At 67.5% G+C, this 18,632-nt stretch carries 14 protein-coding genes and 1 tRNA gene; 11 read left to right on the top strand and 4 right to left on the bottom strand.

Annotation, left to right across the window (positions count from 1 at the left end):
* Nucleotides 1–6: 6 nt before the first annotated feature.
* Nucleotides 7–1,776, bottom strand: a complete 1,770-nt coding sequence (gene recJ, locus GGQ80_RS05420; RefSeq protein WP_221364196.1) for a single-stranded-DNA-specific exonuclease RecJ — start codon at nt 1,774–1,776, stop codon at nt 7–9.
* Nucleotides 1,777–1,891: 115 nt separating this feature from the next.
* Between recJ and GGQ80_RS05415 the strand changes: the two genes are divergently transcribed.
* From GGQ80_RS05415 to rarD, 5 genes are all read left to right on the top strand, one after another.
* Nucleotides 1,892–2,893, top strand: coding sequence for a fumarylacetoacetate hydrolase family protein (locus GGQ80_RS05415; protein WP_183982849.1), 1,002 nt, complete (start codon nt 1,892–1,894; stop codon nt 2,891–2,893).
* Between the two features lie 147 nt (nt 2,894–3,040).
* On the top strand, nt 3,041–4,327 hold the full coding sequence (locus GGQ80_RS05410) for a thiamine pyrophosphate-dependent enzyme (protein ID WP_183982848.1): 1,287 nt from the start codon (nt 3,041–3,043) through the stop codon (nt 4,325–4,327).
* A gap of 59 nt (nt 4,328–4,386) precedes the next feature.
* Nucleotides 4,387–5,394, top strand: a complete 1,008-nt coding sequence (locus GGQ80_RS05405; RefSeq protein WP_183982967.1) for an alpha-ketoacid dehydrogenase subunit beta — start codon at nt 4,387–4,389, stop codon at nt 5,392–5,394.
* A complete protein-coding gene (locus GGQ80_RS05400) occupies nt 5,394–6,752 on the top strand; it encodes a dihydrolipoamide acetyltransferase family protein (RefSeq protein WP_183982847.1) in 1,359 nt (452 codons plus the stop codon). Before GGQ80_RS05405 ends, GGQ80_RS05400 begins: the two co-directional genes overlap by 1 nt.
* 76 nt (nt 6,753–6,828) lie before the next feature.
* On the top strand, nt 6,829–7,722 hold the full coding sequence (rarD, locus tag GGQ80_RS05395; protein ID WP_183982846.1) for an EamA family transporter RarD: 894 nt from the start codon (nt 6,829–6,831) through the stop codon (nt 7,720–7,722).
* A gap of 57 nt (nt 7,723–7,779) precedes the next feature.
* Here rarD and GGQ80_RS05390 read toward each other — a convergent pair whose 3' ends face one another.
* The gene (locus GGQ80_RS05390) at nt 7,780–8,976 is read right to left on the bottom strand and encodes an acetyl-CoA C-acyltransferase (protein WP_183982845.1); all 1,197 of its coding nucleotides are present in this window, start codon (nt 8,974–8,976) and stop codon (nt 7,780–7,782) included.
* Nucleotides 8,977–9,077: 101 nt separating this feature from the next.
* On the opposite strand from GGQ80_RS05390, the gene GGQ80_RS05385 reads away from it, so the two are divergent.
* Nucleotides 9,078–9,833 carry an enoyl-CoA hydratase/isomerase family protein gene (locus GGQ80_RS05385; protein WP_343050868.1) on the top strand — a complete coding sequence of 252 codons (756 nt, stop codon included), beginning with the start codon at nt 9,078–9,080 and terminating at the stop codon, nt 9,831–9,833.
* 33 nt (nt 9,834–9,866) lie between these two features.
* Here the strand turns inward: GGQ80_RS05385 and gorA are convergent, their stop codons facing one another.
* Entirely contained in the window at nt 9,867–11,216 is a 1,350-nt protein-coding gene (gorA, locus tag GGQ80_RS05380; protein ID WP_183982844.1) for a glutathione-disulfide reductase, read from the bottom strand.
* 192 nt (nt 11,217–11,408) lie between these two features.
* Between gorA and GGQ80_RS05375 the strand changes: the two genes are divergently transcribed.
* The 5 genes from GGQ80_RS05375 to GGQ80_RS05355 all read left to right on the top strand — a co-directional run bounded on the left by GGQ80_RS05375 (nt 11,409) and on the right by GGQ80_RS05355 (nt 17,944).
* A complete protein-coding gene (locus GGQ80_RS05375) occupies nt 11,409–11,930 on the top strand; it encodes a GAF domain-containing protein (RefSeq protein WP_183982843.1) in 522 nt (173 codons plus the stop codon).
* 136 nt (nt 11,931–12,066) lie between these two features.
* Nucleotides 12,067–14,460 (top strand): endopeptidase La, encoded by a 2,394-nt coding sequence (gene lon, locus GGQ80_RS05370; RefSeq protein WP_183982842.1) that lies wholly within the window; start codon nt 12,067–12,069, stop codon nt 14,458–14,460.
* 123 nt (nt 14,461–14,583) lie between these two features.
* Nucleotides 14,584–14,856, top strand: a complete 273-nt coding sequence (locus GGQ80_RS05365; protein ID WP_183982841.1) for an HU family DNA-binding protein — start codon at nt 14,584–14,586, stop codon at nt 14,854–14,856.
* 289 nt (nt 14,857–15,145) lie between these two features.
* A tRNA-Val gene (locus tag GGQ80_RS05360) sits at nt 15,146–15,220 on the top strand.
* A gap of 135 nt (nt 15,221–15,355) precedes the next feature.
* Nucleotides 15,356–17,944: a M1 family metallopeptidase gene (locus tag GGQ80_RS05355; protein ID WP_183982840.1), complete on the top strand. Its 2,589-nt coding sequence runs from the start codon at nt 15,356–15,358 to the stop codon at nt 17,942–17,944.
* A 146-nt stretch (nt 17,945–18,090) separates the two neighbouring features.
* Here the strand turns inward: GGQ80_RS05355 and GGQ80_RS05350 are convergent, their stop codons facing one another.
* Nucleotides 18,091–18,615 carry a gamma carbonic anhydrase family protein gene (locus tag GGQ80_RS05350; protein WP_183982839.1) on the bottom strand — a complete coding sequence of 175 codons (525 nt, stop codon included), beginning with the start codon at nt 18,613–18,615 and terminating at the stop codon, nt 18,091–18,093.
* Nucleotides 18,616–18,632 lie beyond the last annotated feature (17 nt).

The raw sequence follows: 18,632 nt of genomic DNA, 5'->3' as shown, positions 1-18,632 counted from the left end.
CCCCGGTCAGTCGGCCCAGGCGGCGTCGTCGATGTGGAGTTCGGCGGCCGGTCGTGAACCCCAGTCGTCGAGCTTGGCCCGCCCGGCAAGCCACAGCTTGCGGTGCGGCGCCGCTCCCAGCAGTGCCTGGCCCAATGGCGTTTCCGCGGCGCGGAAGGCCATCGCCTTCAGGCTGCGGCCATCGTCCCCGGCGACGATGCAGCGGACGTGGCCGTTGCCGACGACATCGGCGCGAATGATCCGCACCGGACCGGCGGCGACGCGCGGCGCGGGCCAGCCGGTGCCATAGGGACCGCCCACTTCGAGCGACTCGACCAGCGCGGGATTAACTCCGCCGGTCGCGAGGACGGCGTCGACCAACAACGCGCGATCGTCGCGGGCGCGGTCGACGGTGACGGCGAGCTTGTCTTCGAGAAAGTCGGCGAAGGCGGCGATGTCGCCAGCGCCGATCGTCAGCCCGGCGGCCATCGCATGGCCACCGCCGGCGGCGAGCAGTCCGGCCTCCTTGGCGGCGATCACCGCGTTGCCCAGGTCGACGCCGGTGATCGAACGGCCCGATCCCTTGCCGACACCCTTTTCGTCCACGGCGATGACGATGACGGGGCGGCCGAGCTTTTCCTTCAGCCGCCCGGCGACGATGCCGATCACGCCGGGGTGCCAGCCGTCGCCGCTGACGACGACGACGCGGCGGCCGGTGTCGGCCATCGCCTCGGCGGCTTCCTGCACCCCGGCCTCGATCTGGCGGCGCTCGTCGTTAAGCCGGTCGAGCTCGACCGCGATGGTGCGCGCCTCCTCGGGATCGCGCGTCGTCAGCAGGCGAACGCCGAGATTAGCGCGGCCGACGCGGCCACCGGCATTGATCCGCGGACCCAGCGCGAAGCCGAGGTCGCTGCACGTCGGCGCGCGGGTGAGGCGCGATGCCTCGATCAGCGCGGCAAGGCCGATGTTGCGACGCTGCGCCATCACCTTCAGCCCCTGAGTCACGAAGGCGCGGTTGAGGCCGCGCAGCTGGGCGACATCGGCGACGGTGCCGAGCGCGACGAGATCGAGATGATCGATCAGCTTCGGCTCCGGCCGGTCGGCGAAAAAACCACGTGCGCGCAGGGTGCGGACGAGCGCGGCGGCGAGCAGGAAGCAGACGCCGACCGCGGCGAGGTGGCCGTGGGCGGCGGCGTCCTCCGCCTCGTCGAGGCGGTTAGGATTGACCAGCGCGTGGGCGACGGGAAGCGCGCTCGCGCATTTATGATGGTCGACGACGACGACGTCGACCGGCGCGGCATGCGCGGCCTCGAGCGCTTCGAACGCCTGGGCACCGCAATCGACGGTGACAATCAGCGACGCCCCCTCGCGCGCTAGCCGGACCAGTGCATCGCCCGAGGGGCCATAGCCTTCGAGCAAGCGGTCGGGAATATAGGCGATCGCCTCGACCCCCAACGCGCGCAGGACGAGGATCATCAGCGCGGCGGAGGTGGCGCCGTCAACGTCGTAATCGCCGAACACGGCGATCTTCTCACGCGCCTCGACCGCGTCGGCGAGGCGCTGCGCGGCGCGATCCATGTCGCGGAACACCGACGGATCGGGCATGAACCCGCGGATCGACGGCGTGCGATGCAGGTCGAGCGCCTCGCGCGGTGCGCCTCTGGCTAACAACAATTGGGTGACGAGATCGTCGTCGCCCCAACCCTGTCGCCCATCGGCGGCCAGCGCGCGCCAGCGCCACGGCTGGCCGAGGATCGAAGAGGTTACGCCGAGGACTGGGGTCACGCGGGGAGCCATGAATCGGCGGGGGTGGGATTGCAAGCGTCCTGCCGCGTCGTCCAGCTTTGGCCGGGGGTGACGCGTCGCCTGCGGCTGGCTACGGTGCCCATCCAAACCAACACGAGGAGAGCGCATGAAACTGGCCAGCCTGAAGCATGGGCGTGACGGCAAGCTCGTCGTCGTGTCCGACGACCTCGCCTGGTATGCCGACGCGGGGCATATCGCGCCGACCCTGCAGGCGGCGCTCGACGAGTGGGACCGGGTGCTGCCCGACCTGATCGTCCTGGCGACCGATGTGCGCAACCAGGCGATCCCGCTGGAGCGTTTCCACGAGCATGACGCCGCGGCGCCCTTGCCGCGCGCCTATCAATGGGCGGACGGATCGGCCTATGTGAACCATGTCGCACTGGTGCGGCAGGCGCGCGGGGCGGAGATGCCCGAGAGCTTCTGGCACGATCCGCTGATGTACCAGGGCGGCAGCGACGGCTTCCTTGGCCCTCGCGATCCGATCCCGCTGGCGGACGAAAGCTGGGGCTGCGACCTGGAGGCGGAGGTCGTCGTGGTGACCGGCGACGTGCCGCAGGGCGCGAGCCGGGACGAGGCGCTGGCGGCGGTGCGGTTGATCGGCCTGACCAACGACGTCAGCTTGCGCAACCTGATCCCCGGCGAGCTGGCCAAGGGCTTCGGCTTTTTCCAGTCGAAGCCGGCGTCGTCCTTCTCGCCCGTGTTCGTGACGCCCGATGCGTTGGGCGACTGGTGGCGGGACGGCAAGCTGCATCGCAAGCTGATGGTCGACCTGAACGGCCAGCCGTTCGGCCGGGCCGAGGCGGGCGAGGACATGACCTTCGACTTCGGCACGCTGGTCGCGCATGCGGCGAAGACGCGCAAGCTGGGCGCCGGCACGATCGTCGGGTCGGGCACGGTGTCGAACCGCGATGGCGACGGCGGCCCCGGCAAGCCGATCGCCGACGGCGGCGTCGGCTATTCGTGCCTGGCCGAGGTGCGCACCGTCGAGACGATCAACGGCGGCGAGGCCAAGACGCCGTTCCTGAAGAAGGGCGACACGGTGCGGATCTGGGCGGAGGACGACCGGCATCATTCGATCTTCGGCGCGATCGAGCAGGTGGTGGAATAGGGACCACGATCCTCCCCGTGTCGGGGAGGATCGCCGCCTCGGCACAGCGGAATAGTCGATCAGTCACTTGAAATTTTATTACAACGAGGCAAGAGGCGGTTCGAAGCGTTGGCCTGATCCGAGGCACGCGAAATTGAGAGGACCATCGTGGCCAGCGAGCATCCGCGCGCCAATTTGCCCCCCTTGTCGCTGCACGTGCCGGAGCCGCGATTCCGGCCCGGCGACCCGGTCGATTTCGCCGCCGTCGACGTGCCCGCGGCAGGGTCGGCACGGCGCCCCGATACCGCGACACCGGCGGGCGAATTCCACGAACTGGCCTATACGCTGGTCCGCGTGCTTGACGACGACGGGCAGGCGGTGGGGCCGTGGGATCCCAAGCTCAGTCCCGATATGCTGCGCCGTATGCTGCGCAGCATGGTGCAGTTGCGGGCGTTCGACGAACGGATGTTCCGGGCGCAGCGCCAGGGCAAGACCAGCTTCTATATGAAGGCGTTGGGCGAGGAGGCGGTGGCGATCGCCGCGGCCTATGCGCTCGACCGCGACGACATGTGCTTCCCGTCGTACCGTCAGCAGGGGCTGCTGATCGCGCGCGGCTATCCGCTGGTCGAGATGATGAACCAGATCTACTCGAACAGCGGCGACAAGCTGGGCGGCAAGCAGTTGCCGATCATGTATTCGGCGAAGGATTTCGGCTTCTTCTCGATCTCGGGCAACCTGACGACTCAATATCCCCAGGCAGTCGGCTGGGCGATGGCCTCGGCCGCGCAGGGCGACACGCGCATCGCCGCGACGTGGTGCGGGGAGGGGTCGACCGCGGAAGGCGACTTCCACTCCGCCTGCACCTTCGCCGCGGTCTATCGCGCACCGGTGGTGCTGAACGTCGTCAACAATCAGTGGGCGATCTCCAGCTTCTCCGGCTTCGCGGGGGCAGAGGCGACGACGTTCGCGGCCCGCGCGGTCGGCTACGGCATCGCTGGCCTGCGCGTCGACGGCAACGACGCGCTGGCGGTCTATGCAGCGACGCAATGGGCGGCCGAGCGGGCACGGACCAACCAAGGGCCGACGCTGATCGAGCATTTCACCTATCGCGCCGAAGGTCACTCGACCTCCGACGATCCGACGCAGTATCGCAGCGCTGGCGAGCCGAACGCCTGGCCGCTCGGCGATCCCGTCCGCCGCCTGAAGGACCATCTGATCGCGGTCGGCGAGTGGGACGAGGAACGTCATGCGGCGCAGGACAAGGAAGTCGCCGAGGAGGTGAAGGCGGCGCAGAAGGAAGCCGAGAAGAACGGCATCCTCGGCCATGGCCTTCACCAGCCGCTCGACAGCCTGTTCGACGGCGTCTTCGAGGAGATGCCGTGGCATCTGAAAGAACAGCGCCAGCAGATGCTCGACGAGGAAACCGCAAGCGGCCGGCCATGGGCGCGCAAGTGACTGAGGTGAGCGACGTGGACACCATCGAAACCGCCGCCGTTGAGACCGACACCGTTCGCATGAACATGATCCAGGCGATCAATTCTGCGCTCGACGTGATGATGGCGCGCGATGCCACCGTGACGGTGATGGGCGAGGACGTCGGCTATTTCGGCGGCGTGTTCCGCGCGACCGCGGGGTTGCAGGGAAAATACGGCAAGACCCGCGTGTTCGACACGCCGATCACCGAGATCGGCATCATCGGCGTCGCGATCGGCATGGGCGCCTATGGTCTGCGCCCGGTACCGGAGATCCAGTTCGCCGATTACATCTATCCGGCGCTCGACCAGCTGGTCAGCGAGGCGGCGCGGCTTCGCTATCGCTCGGCAGGCGAGTTCACCGCGCCGATCACGGTGCGCAGCCCCTATGGCGGCGGCATCTTCGGCGGGCAGACCCACTCGCAGTCGCCCGAGGGCATCTTTACCCACGTTTCCGGCATCAAGACGGTGATCCCGTCGACGCCCTATGACGCCAAGGGGCTGTTGATCGCGGCGATCGAGGACAACGACCCGGTGCTCTTCCTGGAGCCCAAGCGCATCTATAACGGCCCGTTCAACGGCTACTGGGATCGACCGGCGGAAAACTGGTCGAAGCATCCCGGCGGCGCGGTGCCGAGCGGCTATTATCGGGTCGAGCTGGGCAAGGCCCAGGTCGTGCGCCCAGGCGAAGCGCTGACGATCCTGGCCTATGGCACGATGGTGCACGTGTGCCGTGCGGTCGTCGAGGAAGCTGGCGTCGATGCGGAGATCGTCGACCTGCGCACGCTGGTGCCGCTCGACATCGAGACGATCGAGGCGTCGGTGAAGAAGACCGGACGCTGCATGATCGTCCATGAGGCGACGCGCACCGGCGGCTTCGGCGCGGAGCTGTCGGCACTGGTGCAGGAGCGGTGCTTCTATCATCTGGAGGCGCCGATCGAGCGGGTGACCGGCTTCGACACGCCATATCCGCACAGCCTGGAATGGGCGTATTTCCCGGGGCCGGTCCGCATCGGCCAGGCGCTCGAGAAGATCATGAAGGACGTCTGATGGCTCGCTATACCTTCAAGCTTCCCGACATCGGCGAGGGGATCGCCGAGGCCGAGATCGTCGCCTGGCACGTCAAGATCGGCGACCGCGTCGAGGAAGACCAGAACATCGCCGACATGATGACCGACAAGGCGACGGTCGAGATGGAGTCGCCGGTGTCGGGCACCGTCGTCGAGCTGGCCGGCGAGGTCGGCGACCAGGTCGCGATCGGCGCGGCGCTGGTGGTGATTGAGACCGACGTCGATGCGGGGACCGACGAGGTCGTCGCGGCGCCGGAGACGGCTGCGCAGGCCGAGACGGCGGAGCAGTACGAGGCTGAGAATCCCGGCGTGGAGGAGGTGGTTGCGCCCGCTTCCCTCCCTGCAGGGGAGGGGCCGGGGGTGGGTGCCGATGCACAAGCATCGGCTCCTCCGCCTGCCGCGAGCGAGGACGCCGGCGCTGGCGCGCCGGCACCCACCCCCGACCCCTCCCTTGCAGGGAGGGGAGAGCACAAGCCAGTCCTCGCATCCCCCGCCGTCCGCGCGCGGGCGAAGGAACTTGGCGTCGATCTTTCCCAGGTGAAGGCGGAGAGCGACCGCATCCGCCATGCCGATCTCGACGCCTTCCTGCGCTATGGCTCGGGCGAGGGCTATGCCGCGCCGGGGCGCAGCCGGGCGCGCGACGACGAGCAGGTCCGTGTCATCGGCATGCGGCGCCGCATCGCTGAGAACATGGCGGCGGCGAAGCGCAACATCCCGCACTTCACCTATGTCGACGAGATCGACGTGACCGAACTGGAACGCTTCCGCGCCGACCTGAACGACAACCGCGGCGAGCGGCCCAAGCTGACGATGCTGCCGCTGATGATCGTCGCGATCTGTCGCACCTTGCCCGACTTTCCAATGCTCAACGCACGCTACGACGACGAAGCGGGCGTGGTGACGCGATCGGGCCGTGTGCATCTGGGCATGGCAGCACAGACCGACGCGGGGCTGACCGTGCCGGTGATCCGCGATGCGCAGGACAAGAACGTCTGGCAGCTGGCGCGCGAGATTTCGCGGCTGGCCGAGGCGGCGCGTGCCAATAAGCTGAAGCCCGACGAGCTGGGCAACGGCACGATCACCGTCACCTCGCTGGGGCCGCTCGGCGGCATCGCGACGACGCCGGTCATCAACCGGCCCGAGGTCGCGATCATCGGCCCGAACAAGATCGTCGAGCGGCCGGTGTTCACTGGGCGCGGCGACGAGATCCGGCGCGCGAAGCTGATGAACCTGTCGATCAGCTGCGATCATCGCGTCGTCGATGGCTGGGACGCAGCCAGCTATGTCCAGGCTTTAAAGAAGATGCTCGAGACGCCAGTCCTGCTGTTCGCGGATTGAACGGCGACGAGGGTTTGGGGCGTCCCAAGCTGAAGTTGGTTGCCCGATGCGCGGTAAGCCGCGACACGCGGCGGCGATGACGTCGTCCGTTTCGCCGAACGTCCGCGCCGGGCTGATGCTCGGCGTGGGCGCGTATACCCTGTGGGGTGTGCTGCCGCTGTACCTGCGCCTCTTGCGCGGCGTGCCGGCGCTTCAGGTGCTGGCGCATCGGGTGGTGTGGTCGCTGCTGCTGCTCGCCGCGATCATTCTGGTGAGGCGGCAGCTTGGGACCATCCTACGCGCCGCACGGGGGCGGACCTTGCTGTTGCTGTGCGGATCGGCGGTGCTGATCGCGATCAACTGGCTGGTCTATATCTGGGCGGTGCAGCACGGCCATGTGCTCGAGGCGAGCCTCGGCTATTTCATCAATCCGCTGGTCAATGTTGCGCTCGGCATCGCGGTGCTGCGCGAGCGGATCGACCGGGTGCAAATGGTCGCGGTGGCCATCGCGGCGGTAGGCGTGCTGGTCATGGCGGTCGCGGGCGGCGGGGAACTGTGGATTTCGCTGACGCTGGCGGCGAGCTTCGGCGGCTACGGTCTGATCCGCAAGGTGGCGGCGATCGATGCGCTGGGCGGGCTGGCGGTGGAGACGGCGCTGCTCGCCGGGCCGTCGCTGGCGGTGATCGGCTGGGCCGGGGCGCAGGGGCAGGGTGCGTTCGGCCACGATACTCGGCTCGACGTGTTGCTGGTGGTGGCGGGCGCGGTCACCGCGGCGCCGCTGCTGATGTTCGCGGCGGCGGCGCGAACGCTGCGCTACACGACGATGGGGCTGCTCCAATATATCGCGCCGACCTTGCAGTTCCTGGAGGCGGTGCTGTTGTTCGGTGAGCCGCTGCGGCCAGTCCATGGCGTGGTGTTCGGGCTGATCTGGCTTGGCTGCGCGGTGTATGCGTGGGCGAGCGTGCGGGAGGCGCGCTCGCCCCGAGCGTAGTCGAAGGTCACGGCGGGTGCCGGTGCCACGACTTCGCTCGGCCCGAACGGAGGGGGATCAGACCAGCTCGAACAAGCCCGCCGCACCCATGCCGCCTGCCGTACACATCGACACGACCACCCACTGCACGCCACGCTTGCGACCCTCGATCATGGCATGGCCGACGAGGCGGCTGCCGGTCATGCCGAAGGGATGGCCGACCGCGATCGCGCCGCCGTTGACGTTGTACTTTTCGGGATCGATGCCGAGGTGGTCGCGGCAATAGAGGCACTGGCTGGCGAACGCCTCGTTCAGTTCCCACAGGCCGATGTCGGCGACCGACAGGCCGGCGCGGTCGAGCAGCTTGGGGATGGCGAAGACCGGCCCGATGCCCATCTCGTCGGGGGCGCAGCCCGCTGCCTGAAAGCCGCGATAGATGCCCAGTATTTCCTTGCCCTCGGCGAGCGCGGTGGCGCGGTCCATGACGATCTGCGCGGCGGCGCCGTCGGACAGCTGACTGGCGTTGCCGGCGGTGACGTTCTCGCCGGGGCCGGTGAACTGGCCGCCGGGCCAGACGGTCTTGAGGCCGGCCAGCCCCTCGACGGTGGTGCCGGGGCGGATGCCCTCGTCCTGGGTGACGGTGACCGTCTCGGTGCCGGTGCGATTGCCTTCCTTGTCGAACAGCGCCTTCTCGACGGTGATCGGCGCGATCTCTTCGGCGAAGGCACCGGTGTCGAGGCCGCGGGCGGCGCGCCGTTGGCTCGTCGCGGCATAGTCGTCCTGCGCGGCGCGGCTGATGCCGTAGCGGCTGGCAACGATCTCCGCTGTCTCAATCATCGGGATATAGGCGGCAGGCTCGTTGGCGATGACGCTCTGGTTGACGTAGCGCGGCGCATCCTTGGTCACCGTGTGGCTGATCGATTCCATGCCGCCGGCGAGTGCGACATCGATGTCGCCGGCGATGATCGAGCGCGCCGCCAGCGCGAGCGCGGTAAGGCCCGAGCCGCATTTGCGATCGAGCGTGAAGGCCGGGACCGATTGCGGCAGCGCGCCGGCGAAGATCGCCATACGGCCGGCATTGCCGCCCTGCTCACCCCACTGGTTGCCGATACCCCAGAACACGTCGTCGATGCGCGCCGGATCGATGCCGGCGCGCTCGACCGCGGCGTTCATGACATGGCCGGCGAGCACAGGCGCCTCGGTCGCGTTGAAATAGCCGCGATAGGCCCGGCCGATGCCGGTTCGGGCGGTAGAGACGATGGCGGCTTCGCGCATGACTGGCCTTTCGAGGATCGGGTATGGGATGTATGCGCCAGACGACGGCATTAGGAAAGCGGGACGCGATGACGGGTATGGGAATGGCAGACGGAGCGGCGGTGGACCGTGACGGGGCGGTGATGATCGTGACGATCGATCGGCCGCCCTCCAACTTCGCCGACCTGGCGCTGATCGAGGCGATCGGGCGCGCCTTTGCCCAGGCGGATGCGGACCCGGCGGTCCGCACGATCCTGTTGCGCGCCGAAGGACGGGTGTTCTGCGCCGGCGCTGATCTCGTCAGCGACAATCCGGTGCGCGACGGGGTGGTCGAGGGGGCGCGTAATCCCTTCTACGTCGCGGCGGCGAACCTGTTCGGCGTCCGCAAGCCGGTGATCGCTGCGGTGCAGGGGGCGGCGGTCGGCGCTGGGCTGGGGCTGGCGCTGGTGGCCGACTTTCGCGTGGCCTCGACCAGCGCGAAGTTCGCGGCGAACTTCGTCCAGCTCGGCTTCCACCCTGGCTTCGGCATCTCGGCGGTGCTGGAGCGGGTGGTCGGCAAGCAGCGGGCGCTGCTGATGAACCTGACGGGGCGGCGGATTCGAGCGGAGGAGGCCGCGGCCTGGGGGCTCGCCGACAAGGTGGTAGCGCCCGAGGCGTTGGACGCGGAAGCGATGGCACTGGCGCAGGAAATCGCCGCGGCGGCGCCGTTGGCGGTCCAGGCGACGCGCGCGACGACGCGCGGCGACCTGATGGCGCTGGTCGAGGCGGCCACCGACCGTGAGCTGTCGGAGCAGGCAGTGCTGCAGCAGACCGAGGATTTCGCCGAAGGCGTGAGGGCGGTGAACGAGCGGCGGCCGGGGCGATTCGTGGGGCGGTGAGACCATTTGTCCTCCCGTGCCGGGGAGGATCAGTTACTTCAGCAGGACCAGTTCCTCGGCCATCGTCGGGTGGAGCGCGACGGTCTGGTCGAATTGGGCCTTGGTGAGGCCGGCCTTCACCGCCACCGCAGCGCCCTGGATGATCTCGGGCGAGTCGGGGCCGATCAGGTGGATGCCGACGACGCGATCGGTTTCGCCGTCGCACACCATCTTGTAGAGCGCGCGCTCGTCGCGGTTGGCGAGGACGTTCTTCATCGGGCGGAAGTCCGAGGAATAGACCTTCACCGACCCCAGCTTCTGCCGCGCCTCCGCCTCGGTCATGCCGACGCCGGCCATCGGCGGGTGGCTGAAGACGGCGCTGGGGATGCAGCCATAGTCGACGCGGGTCGGCTTGTTGCCGAAGAAGGTGTCGGAAAAGGCCTGGCCCTCGCGGATCGCGACGGGGGTCAGCTGGATGCGGTTGGTGACGTCGCCGACCGCGAAGATCGAGGGGCAGGTCGATCGATTGTCCTCGTCGACGATGACCCCGCCCTTGTCGTCCAGCTCGACCCCGGCGCTCTCCAGGCCCAGGTCCTTGGTATTGGGGACGCGCCCGGTCGCGAACAGGACCAGGTCGACGGTGACCGGCTCGTGCCCCGACATATGGACGGTGAGGCACCCGTCGTCGCCCTTCGTGATCTTCTCGAAATTGGCGTCGAACTTGAACTCGAGCCCCTTCATCATCGAGATCTGCAGCAGCCGGTCGCGGATCGCGAGCTCATAGCCGCGCAGGATGTCCTTCGTCCGGTTCATCAGGATGACGTGGGCGCCAAGCTGGTGGAAGATGCCCGCGAATTCGTTGGCGATATAGCCCGCGCCGGCGATCAGGATGCGCTTGGGTATTGCCTCCAGATCGAACACCTCGTTCGAGGTGATGCCGAATTCGCGGCCCTCGCAGATCGGAATGGCGGGGTGGGCGCCGACCGCGACGAGGATCTTGCCGGCCGTCTTCTCGGTCCCGTCGTCGAGCCGGACGCTGTTGGGGCCGGTGACGACCGCGCGGCTGTGATAGATGTCGACGTGATTGCTCTCGAGCGTGTCGGTATAGGCGCCCTCGATCCGCGCGACTTCCGCCTTCACATTGTCGCGCAGCACGGGCCAGCTGAACGCGCAATCGCCCGGCACGTCCCAGCCGAAGCGACGAGCATCCTTTAGATCCTCGGCGAAATGCGCGCCGTAGACGAGCAGTTTCTTGGGCACGCAGCCGCGGATGACGCAGGTGCCGCCGACGCGATATTCCTCCGCCACCGCGACCCGCGCACCATGCGCGGCGGCGACGCGGCTGGCACGGGTGCCGCCGCTGCCTGCACCGATCACGAAGAGGTCATAGTCGAAATCGGTCATGCTGATGGTCCCGTGAAGCGGTGTGGCGTCCATCTGGACGTTGCATCCCCTAGCGGCAAGTGGCGCGATCGCCACCGTACGTTCGCCGTCATGTGCCGACAGAACCATTGTTGTTCGGATAGTTGTGGCGGCTTACTGCGACGCGCTTACAACAGAAAGGCGGTTGGGGGATCGCTGCGGGAGCCAAAGACATTGGGTATTTCGGTCTATGAACCTGCCGAGCCGCTCGCTGACGAGGCGCGGCGCCATGCAGCAGTGAATGCGTCGGGCGCGCTTCAGGCCACCGGGGACGATGCACTGCGCGGGATCGTCCGTATGACTCGGCGGCATCTGGGCGCGTCAATGGCGGCGATATCGATCGTTCACGAGGATTGGCAGTATCTGATCGCCGCCGATGGCCTGAGCGAGGGCGCATACAGCCGCCGGACGTCGTTCTGCGGGCATGTGGTCCGTATGCCGGGCGTGGTGCTTGACGTTCCGGATGCGTCGCGCGACGACCGCTTCGCGGGCAATCCCGTCGTGACCGAGGATGGCGGCATCCGCTCCTACGCCGGCGCGGCGCTGCTCGACGACGAGGGTGTGGCGTTGGGGACGCTATGCGTGTTCGACTGGCGCGTGCGCCCGCCGCTGAGTGCCGCGGCGACGGAGGAGTTGCTGGCGAATGCCGCGGAAGTGATCGAGCGACTGCGTGTCCTGAAGGGTCAGGCGCACTAATCGCGCCACGAGCCGTCCGCCGGCCAGGGGTGCTGACGGTTCGTCGTTAACGCCGGCCATGCCCGATTGATGGGATCGCAACGATCCCCATATAAGGCGGGAAGGGGCGGCCGTATGACGCCCCGCCGGAGTATCCATGACCAACTACCCCGTTCTACCGCTGCGCGACATCGTCGTGTTTCCGCATATGATCGTGCCGCTGTTCGTCGGCCGCGACAAATCGGTTGCGGCGCTGGAAGCGGCGATGGCGGCGGACAAGGAAATTTTCCTCGTCGCGCAGCTTGATCCCGCCAACGACGATCCGGCGCGCGACGACCTGTATGAAGTCGGCGTCACCGCCACCGTTCTCCAGCTGCTGAAGCTGCCCGACGGCACCGTTCGCGTGCTCGTCGAGGGCAAGGCACGCGGTCGGCTGGGCGAGCTGAACGAGGGCGGCGAGCATCTGACCGCGACGATCGAGCCGGTCGAGGATTTGGTCGCCGAGGGCACCGAGACCGAGGCGCTGATGCGATCGGTGATCGAGCAGTTCGAGAATTACGCCAAGCACAACCGCAAGCTGCCCGCCGAGACCGCGGTGCAGCTGGGCGAGATCGCCGAGCCGGGCCGGCTGTCGGACGCGGTCGCCGCGAACATCTCGATCAAGGTTGCCGACAAGCAGGCGCTGCTGGTCGAGCTCGACCCGGCCAAGCGGCTGGAGATGGCCTATGCGCTGATGGAGGGCGAGCTTGGCGTCCTGCAGGTCGAGAAAAAGATCAAGAGCCGCGTCAAGCGCCAGATGGAGAAGTCGCAGCGCGAATATTACCTCAACGAGCAGCTGAAGGCGATTCAGCGCGAGCTGGGTAACGAGGGCGAGGACGGCGAGGGTGACGAGGTCGCCGAACTGACCCAGAAGATCGCGACGCTCAAGCTGTCGAAGGAGGCGCGCACCAAGGCGACCGCCGAGCTGAAGAAGCTGAAGACGATGGCGCCGATGAGCGCCGAGGCGACCGTCGTGCGCAACTACCTCGACGTGCTGCTCGGCCTGCCGTGGGGCAAGAAATCGAAGATCAAGAAGGACATCCCCGCCGCCGAGGCGATCCTGAACGAGGATCACTATGCGCTGGAGAAGGTGAAGGACCGGATCGTCGAATATCTGGCGGTCCAGGCGCGCACCAACAAGCTGAAGGGCCCGATCCTGTGCCTGGTCGGCCCGCCGGGCGTCGGCAAGACGTCGCTGGGCAAGAGCATCGCCAAGGCGACGGGGCGCGAGTTCATCCGCCAGTCGCTGGGCGGCGTGCGCGACGAGGCCGAGATCCGCGGCCATCGCCGGACGTATATCGGCTCGCTGCCGGGCAAGATCGTGACCAACCTGAAGAAGGCCGGCACGTCGAACCCGCTGTTCCTGCTCGACGAGATCGACAAGCTGGGACAGGATTTCCGCGGCGATCCGGCGTCGGCGCTGCTCGAAGTGCTCGACCCCGAACAGAACGGCAAGTTCAACGACCACTATCTCGAGATCGACATTGATCTGTCCGACGTGATGTTCGTGTGCACCGCGAACACGCTGAACCTGCCGCAGCCGCTGCTCGACCGGATGGAGATCATCCGGCTGGAGGGTTATACCGAGGACGAGAAGGTCCATATCGCCGAGCAGCATCTGCTGCCCAAGGTGGTGAGCGACCATGGCCTGAAGGATGGCGAGTTCACGCTGACCCATGAGGGCCTGCGTGCGCTGATCCAGCGCTACACGCGAGAGGCGGGCGTGCGCACGCTGGAGCGCGAGATCGCCAAGCTGGCGCGCAAGGCACTGCGCCGGATCCTAGAGGGCAAGGATACGAGCGTCACGATCACGCCCGACAACCTCCACGAGTTCGCAGGCACGCTGAAGTATCGCCACGGGCTGTCGGAAACCGAGCATCAGATCGGGGCGGTGACCGGGCTCGCCTGGACCGAGGTCGGCGGCGAGCTGCTGACGATCGAGAGCGTGACGGTGCCGGGCAAGGGCGCGGTGAAGACCACCGGCAAGCTGGGCGACGTGATGAAGGAATCGGTCCAGGCGGCCTACAGCTTCGTCCAGGCACGCAGTCCCAGCTATGGCATCAAGCCGTCGCTATTCCATCGCAAGGACGTCCACATCCACCTGCCCGAGGGCGCGGTGCCCAAGGATGGGCCGTCCGCGGGCATCGGCATCGTGACGTCGATCGTCTCGACCCTGACCGGCGTGCCGGTGCGTCGCGAGATCGCGATGACCGGCGAGGTGACGCTGCGCGGCCGCGTGCTGCCGATCGGCGGCCTGAAGGAAAAGCTGCTCGCGGCGCTGCGCGGCGGTATCGAGACGGTGTTGATCCCGCACGAGAACGAGAAGGACCTCGCCGACGTGCCGTCGAGCATCAAGGACGGGCTGAACATCGTGCCCGTCAAGCATGTTGACGAGGTTCTGGCGTTGGCGCTGACCGAGCCGCTGGAAGCGATCGACTGGACCGATGCGGACGAACTTGCCGCCTTGCCGCCGGCGCCGATCGCACCTGCGGGAGGCGAACTACACCATTGATCGCAAAAGAAACCGCTGCTCGGTACGGCGGCGGCGGTTTCGTTTGACTCAGGGCCGAAGCGGGGCCTTACTGATTGACATCTATGCGCGCGAGTCTGAGGCGCGATTCGACAGGGGGAATTGATGAACAAGCAGGAACTGATCGCTACGGTTGCGGACACGTCGGGACTGGCCAAGGGCGATGCGTCCAAGGCCGTCGAAGCAGTGTTCGACGCCATCTCCGCCAGCCTGAAGAAGGGCGACGAGGTTCGGCTGGTCGGTTTCGGCACCTTCTCGGTTTCCAAGCGCAAGGCCTCGACCGGCCGCAACCCGCGCACCGGCGAGCCGATGACGATCAAGGCCTCGACCCAGCCGAAGTTCAAGGCGGGCAAGGGGTTGAAGGATTCGGTGAACTGATAACCCCGCGATGCGCCGGTCCAATGGGCCGGCGTTTTTCGTTTTAGGTAGCGAACACCCGTCCGCACCTCCCCTCGTCATGCTGGAACTTGGTTCGGCATCTCTCTCGAGAGGGCAGGGCGAGCCGGACGGAGATACTGAAACGAGTTCAGGATGACGGTTGTGGGGTGAGGGCGGACCTCACCTGCGATCCCGTCGCAAAGCTCCGACGCGGCGGGGCCGGTTCACCGCCGCAAACCCTCTGGACAGCCGTCGCGGGCCCGGCTAGTGGCCCGCTTCCGGTTTTACCGGGCGCGTAGCTCAGCGGTAGAGCACACCCTTCACACGGGTGGGGTCACAGGTTCAATCCCTGTCGCGCCCACCATCCCTTCGATGGTTCAGACCCGTCGGCGCGCGCAGTGCCGGCGGGTTTTTTCGCGTGGCCGGCCAGCCACCCTTGCCATGGCGTGGCGGAGGCGTAAGCCACCCGGTATCGTTTGATACTGGAAGGTGTTCGTTGATGAAGCTCGGCCTGGTTACTGCCCTGTCGCTGACCGTGTCCACGCCCGCGCTGGCGGCGGCCGGTCGATTGCCGACCGACGTCCGTCCGCTGGTCTACGACATTCAGGTGGTGCCCAATGCCGAGACCATGACCTTTTCGGGCGCCGAGACGGTGACGGTCGAGGTCGCCAAGCCGGTGCGCACGATCACGTTGAACGCGGCCAACCTGACGATCGTCAGCGCCAAGGTCGACGGCAAGGCGGTGCGCTACAAGCTCGATGCCGAGGCGCAGACGCTGACTTTGTCGCTGCCCACCGCGGTGAAGGCCGGCCGGCACGACGTCGCGCTGCAATGGACGGGGACGATCAACACCTCGGCCGCGGGGCTGTTCGCGATCGACTACACCAACAACGACGGGTCGAAGGCGCGGATGCTCGCGACCCAGTTCGAGGCGCCCGACGCGCGCCGCTTCGCGCCGATGTGGGACGAGCCGTCGTTCAAGGCCAAATTCAAGCTGAAGGCCGTGGCGCCCAAGGGCCAGCTCGCCTTCTCGAACATGCCCGCCGCCGGCGTGGTGACTCAAGGCGACGGCAAGCAGTTGTACAGCTTCGCCGAGACGCCGGTGATGTCGAGCTATCTGCTGTTCCTCGGCATGGGGGACATGGAGCGCAAGACGGTAAAGGCGGGCAACGTCGAGATCGGCGTGATCTCGCGCAAGGGCGTCGTTGATCAGGGCGATTATGCGCTTGCCGAGGCGAAGCGGCTGCTGACCTATTACAACGATTATTTCGGCCAGCCCTATCCGCTGCCCAAGATGGACATGATCGCGGGGCCGGGCTCCAGCCAGTTCTTCGGCGCGATGGAGAATTGGGGCGCGATCTTCTATTTCGAGAACGAGCTGCTGTTCGATCCGAAGCGCGCGACCGAGAGCAACCGCCAGCGCATCTATACCGTCGTCGCGCACGAGATGGCGCACCAGTGGTTCGGCGACCTCGTCACCATGGCGTGGTGGGACGATCTTTGGCTGAACGAGGGCTTCGCCTCGTGGATGGAGAACAAGTCGGCGACCGACCTCAACCCGACGTGGCAGGCGGATGCGACCGCGGTGGCGTTCGACCGCGAAGGGGCGATGGGCATCGATTCGACCGCGGCGACTCACCCGATCATCCGCCCGGTGACCAGCGTCGCGCAGATCAGCGAGGCGTTCGACGGCATCACCTATTCCAAGGGGCAGCAGGTGATCGGGATGATGGAGGCGACGCTGAGCGCCGACACGTTCCGAAACGGCATCCGCCGCTACATGGCGAAGTACAAGTACGGCAACACCGTGACCGACCAGCTGTGGGCTGAGCTGTCGGCGGCGGCGGGGCGCGACGTGACGACCATCGCGCACGACTTCACCTTGCAGGGTGGCGTGCCGCTGGTGACGCTGAAGAGCGCGACGTGCAGCGGCGGCAGCACCACGGCGACGCTGGAGCAGGGCCGCTTCGGGTTGGACGAGGCATCGAAGAAGTCGCAGACCTGGCACGTGCCGCTGGTCGCAGCGGCGCTGGGTGGCGGCGAGGCGCGCGGCGTCGTGACAGGTCCGTCGACGCAGATGACGGTGCGCGGGTGCGGGACGCTGATCCTCAATCGCGGCAAGGCGAGCTACACCCGCGTCATGTACGACGACGCCGGCCATGCGGCGATCGTTCGCGATTATGCCAGGCTGCCGCTGACCGACCGGCTGGGTACGCTGGGCGATGACTTCGCGCTGGCGGCGGGCGGCTATCAGGATCTGTCGCGCTATTTCCAGCTGGTCGACAAGATCGGGGCGGGCGCCGACCCGCTGGAATGGGCGCTGCTGGCGGGCGACCTGGCATCGCTGCGCGGCAGCTTTTCGCAGACGCCGCTGGAAAAGCCGCTGCGCCAGCGGACGATCGCGATCCTTGGGCCGCAGCTGAAGCGGATCGGCTATGCCCCGCAGCCGGGCGAGGCGCCTGCGGTGTCGAACCTGCGCGAGGCGCTGGTCGGGCGGTTGGGCGCCGACGGCGACCCCGACGTGATCGCCCGCGCGCGCCAGTATGTCGCCAAGCTGGCAACCGATCCGACCGCGATTCCCCCGGCGATTCGCCAGCCGATCCTCTCGACCTATGCGGTCAATGCGACGCCGGCGGAGTGGGACCAGCTGCTGACGCTGACCAAGGCGGAGAAGAGCCCGGTGGCGAAGAATCGCTTCGTGTCGCTGCTGGGCGCGGTGCGCGACGATGCCTCGGCGGCGCGGGCGCTGGAGCTGCTGAAGACCGACACGATCACGGCCCCGCAGAAGGCGACACTGCTGCGCTCGGTCGCCAACGGCCATCCCGATATGGCGTTCGACTGGGCGGTGGCGAACCGCGATCTCGTCAACAGCTTCGTCGAGGCGAGCTCGCAGTCGGGCTATATCGTTGGGCTGGGTGCGGGATCGAGCGATCCGGCGATGCCGGGCAAGATCAGCGCCTATGCCCAAAAGTATCTCGACGCGGGATCGCGTGGCGGTGCGGATCGGACGCTGCGGCTGATGGCGGTGCGCAAGGCGACCGCCGCGCGGTTGCGGCCGGCGACCGAGGCATGGCTGGCGGCGAAGTGAGGATTGGCGGTTTCTGATCCTCCCCCGCCAGGGGGAGGTGGCTTGCGCAGCAAGACGGAGGGGGCGGTAGGCGACCGCTCGGCGTGGAAGTCCTCCCCTCCGTCAGCTTCGCTGCCACCTCCCCCTGGCGGGTGAGGATTTTGCGTTCAGTCCACGCGCTTAAGGCCTGTCGCGCAGGCGCGGGCCTTGTCGACGTAATGCGCCGCCGAGGCGCGCAGGAAGGCGCGGGTCTGATCGTCGAGCGCGCGAACCGCGCGGGCCGGTGAGCCGACGATCAGCTGGCCCGGTTCGAACACCTTGCCCTCGGTGACGAGCGCACCGGCGCCGACGATGCATTCGGCGCCGATCACCGCGCGGTTGAGCACGATCGCGCCCATCCCGATCAGCGTTGCATCGCCGACGGTGCAGCCGTGGAGGATGGCGTGATGGCCGATCGTGCAATCCTCACCGATCGTCAGCGGCACGCCGGCGTCGGAATGGAGCATCGCGCCTTCCTGGATATTCGATCGCGCGCCGACGGCAATGGTAGTGTTGTCGGCCCGAATGACGGCGCCAAACCACACATTGGCGTCGGCGCCGAGCACGACGTCGGCGATCAGGTCCGCACTCGGCGCAACCCAGGCGTCGGGGTGGACGGTCGGGCGCTGGCCGGCGAGTTCGTAGAGCGGCATCGGTGTTCCTTGCTGGT

This window comes from Sphingomonas jinjuensis, from assembly GCF_014197105.1.
Lineage (GTDB): Bacteria > Pseudomonadota > Alphaproteobacteria > Sphingomonadales > Sphingomonadaceae > Sphingomonas > Sphingomonas jinjuensis.
The sequence above is the reverse complement of the archived record's forward strand: the minus strand, read 5'-3'. Positions and strand labels throughout refer to the sequence as shown.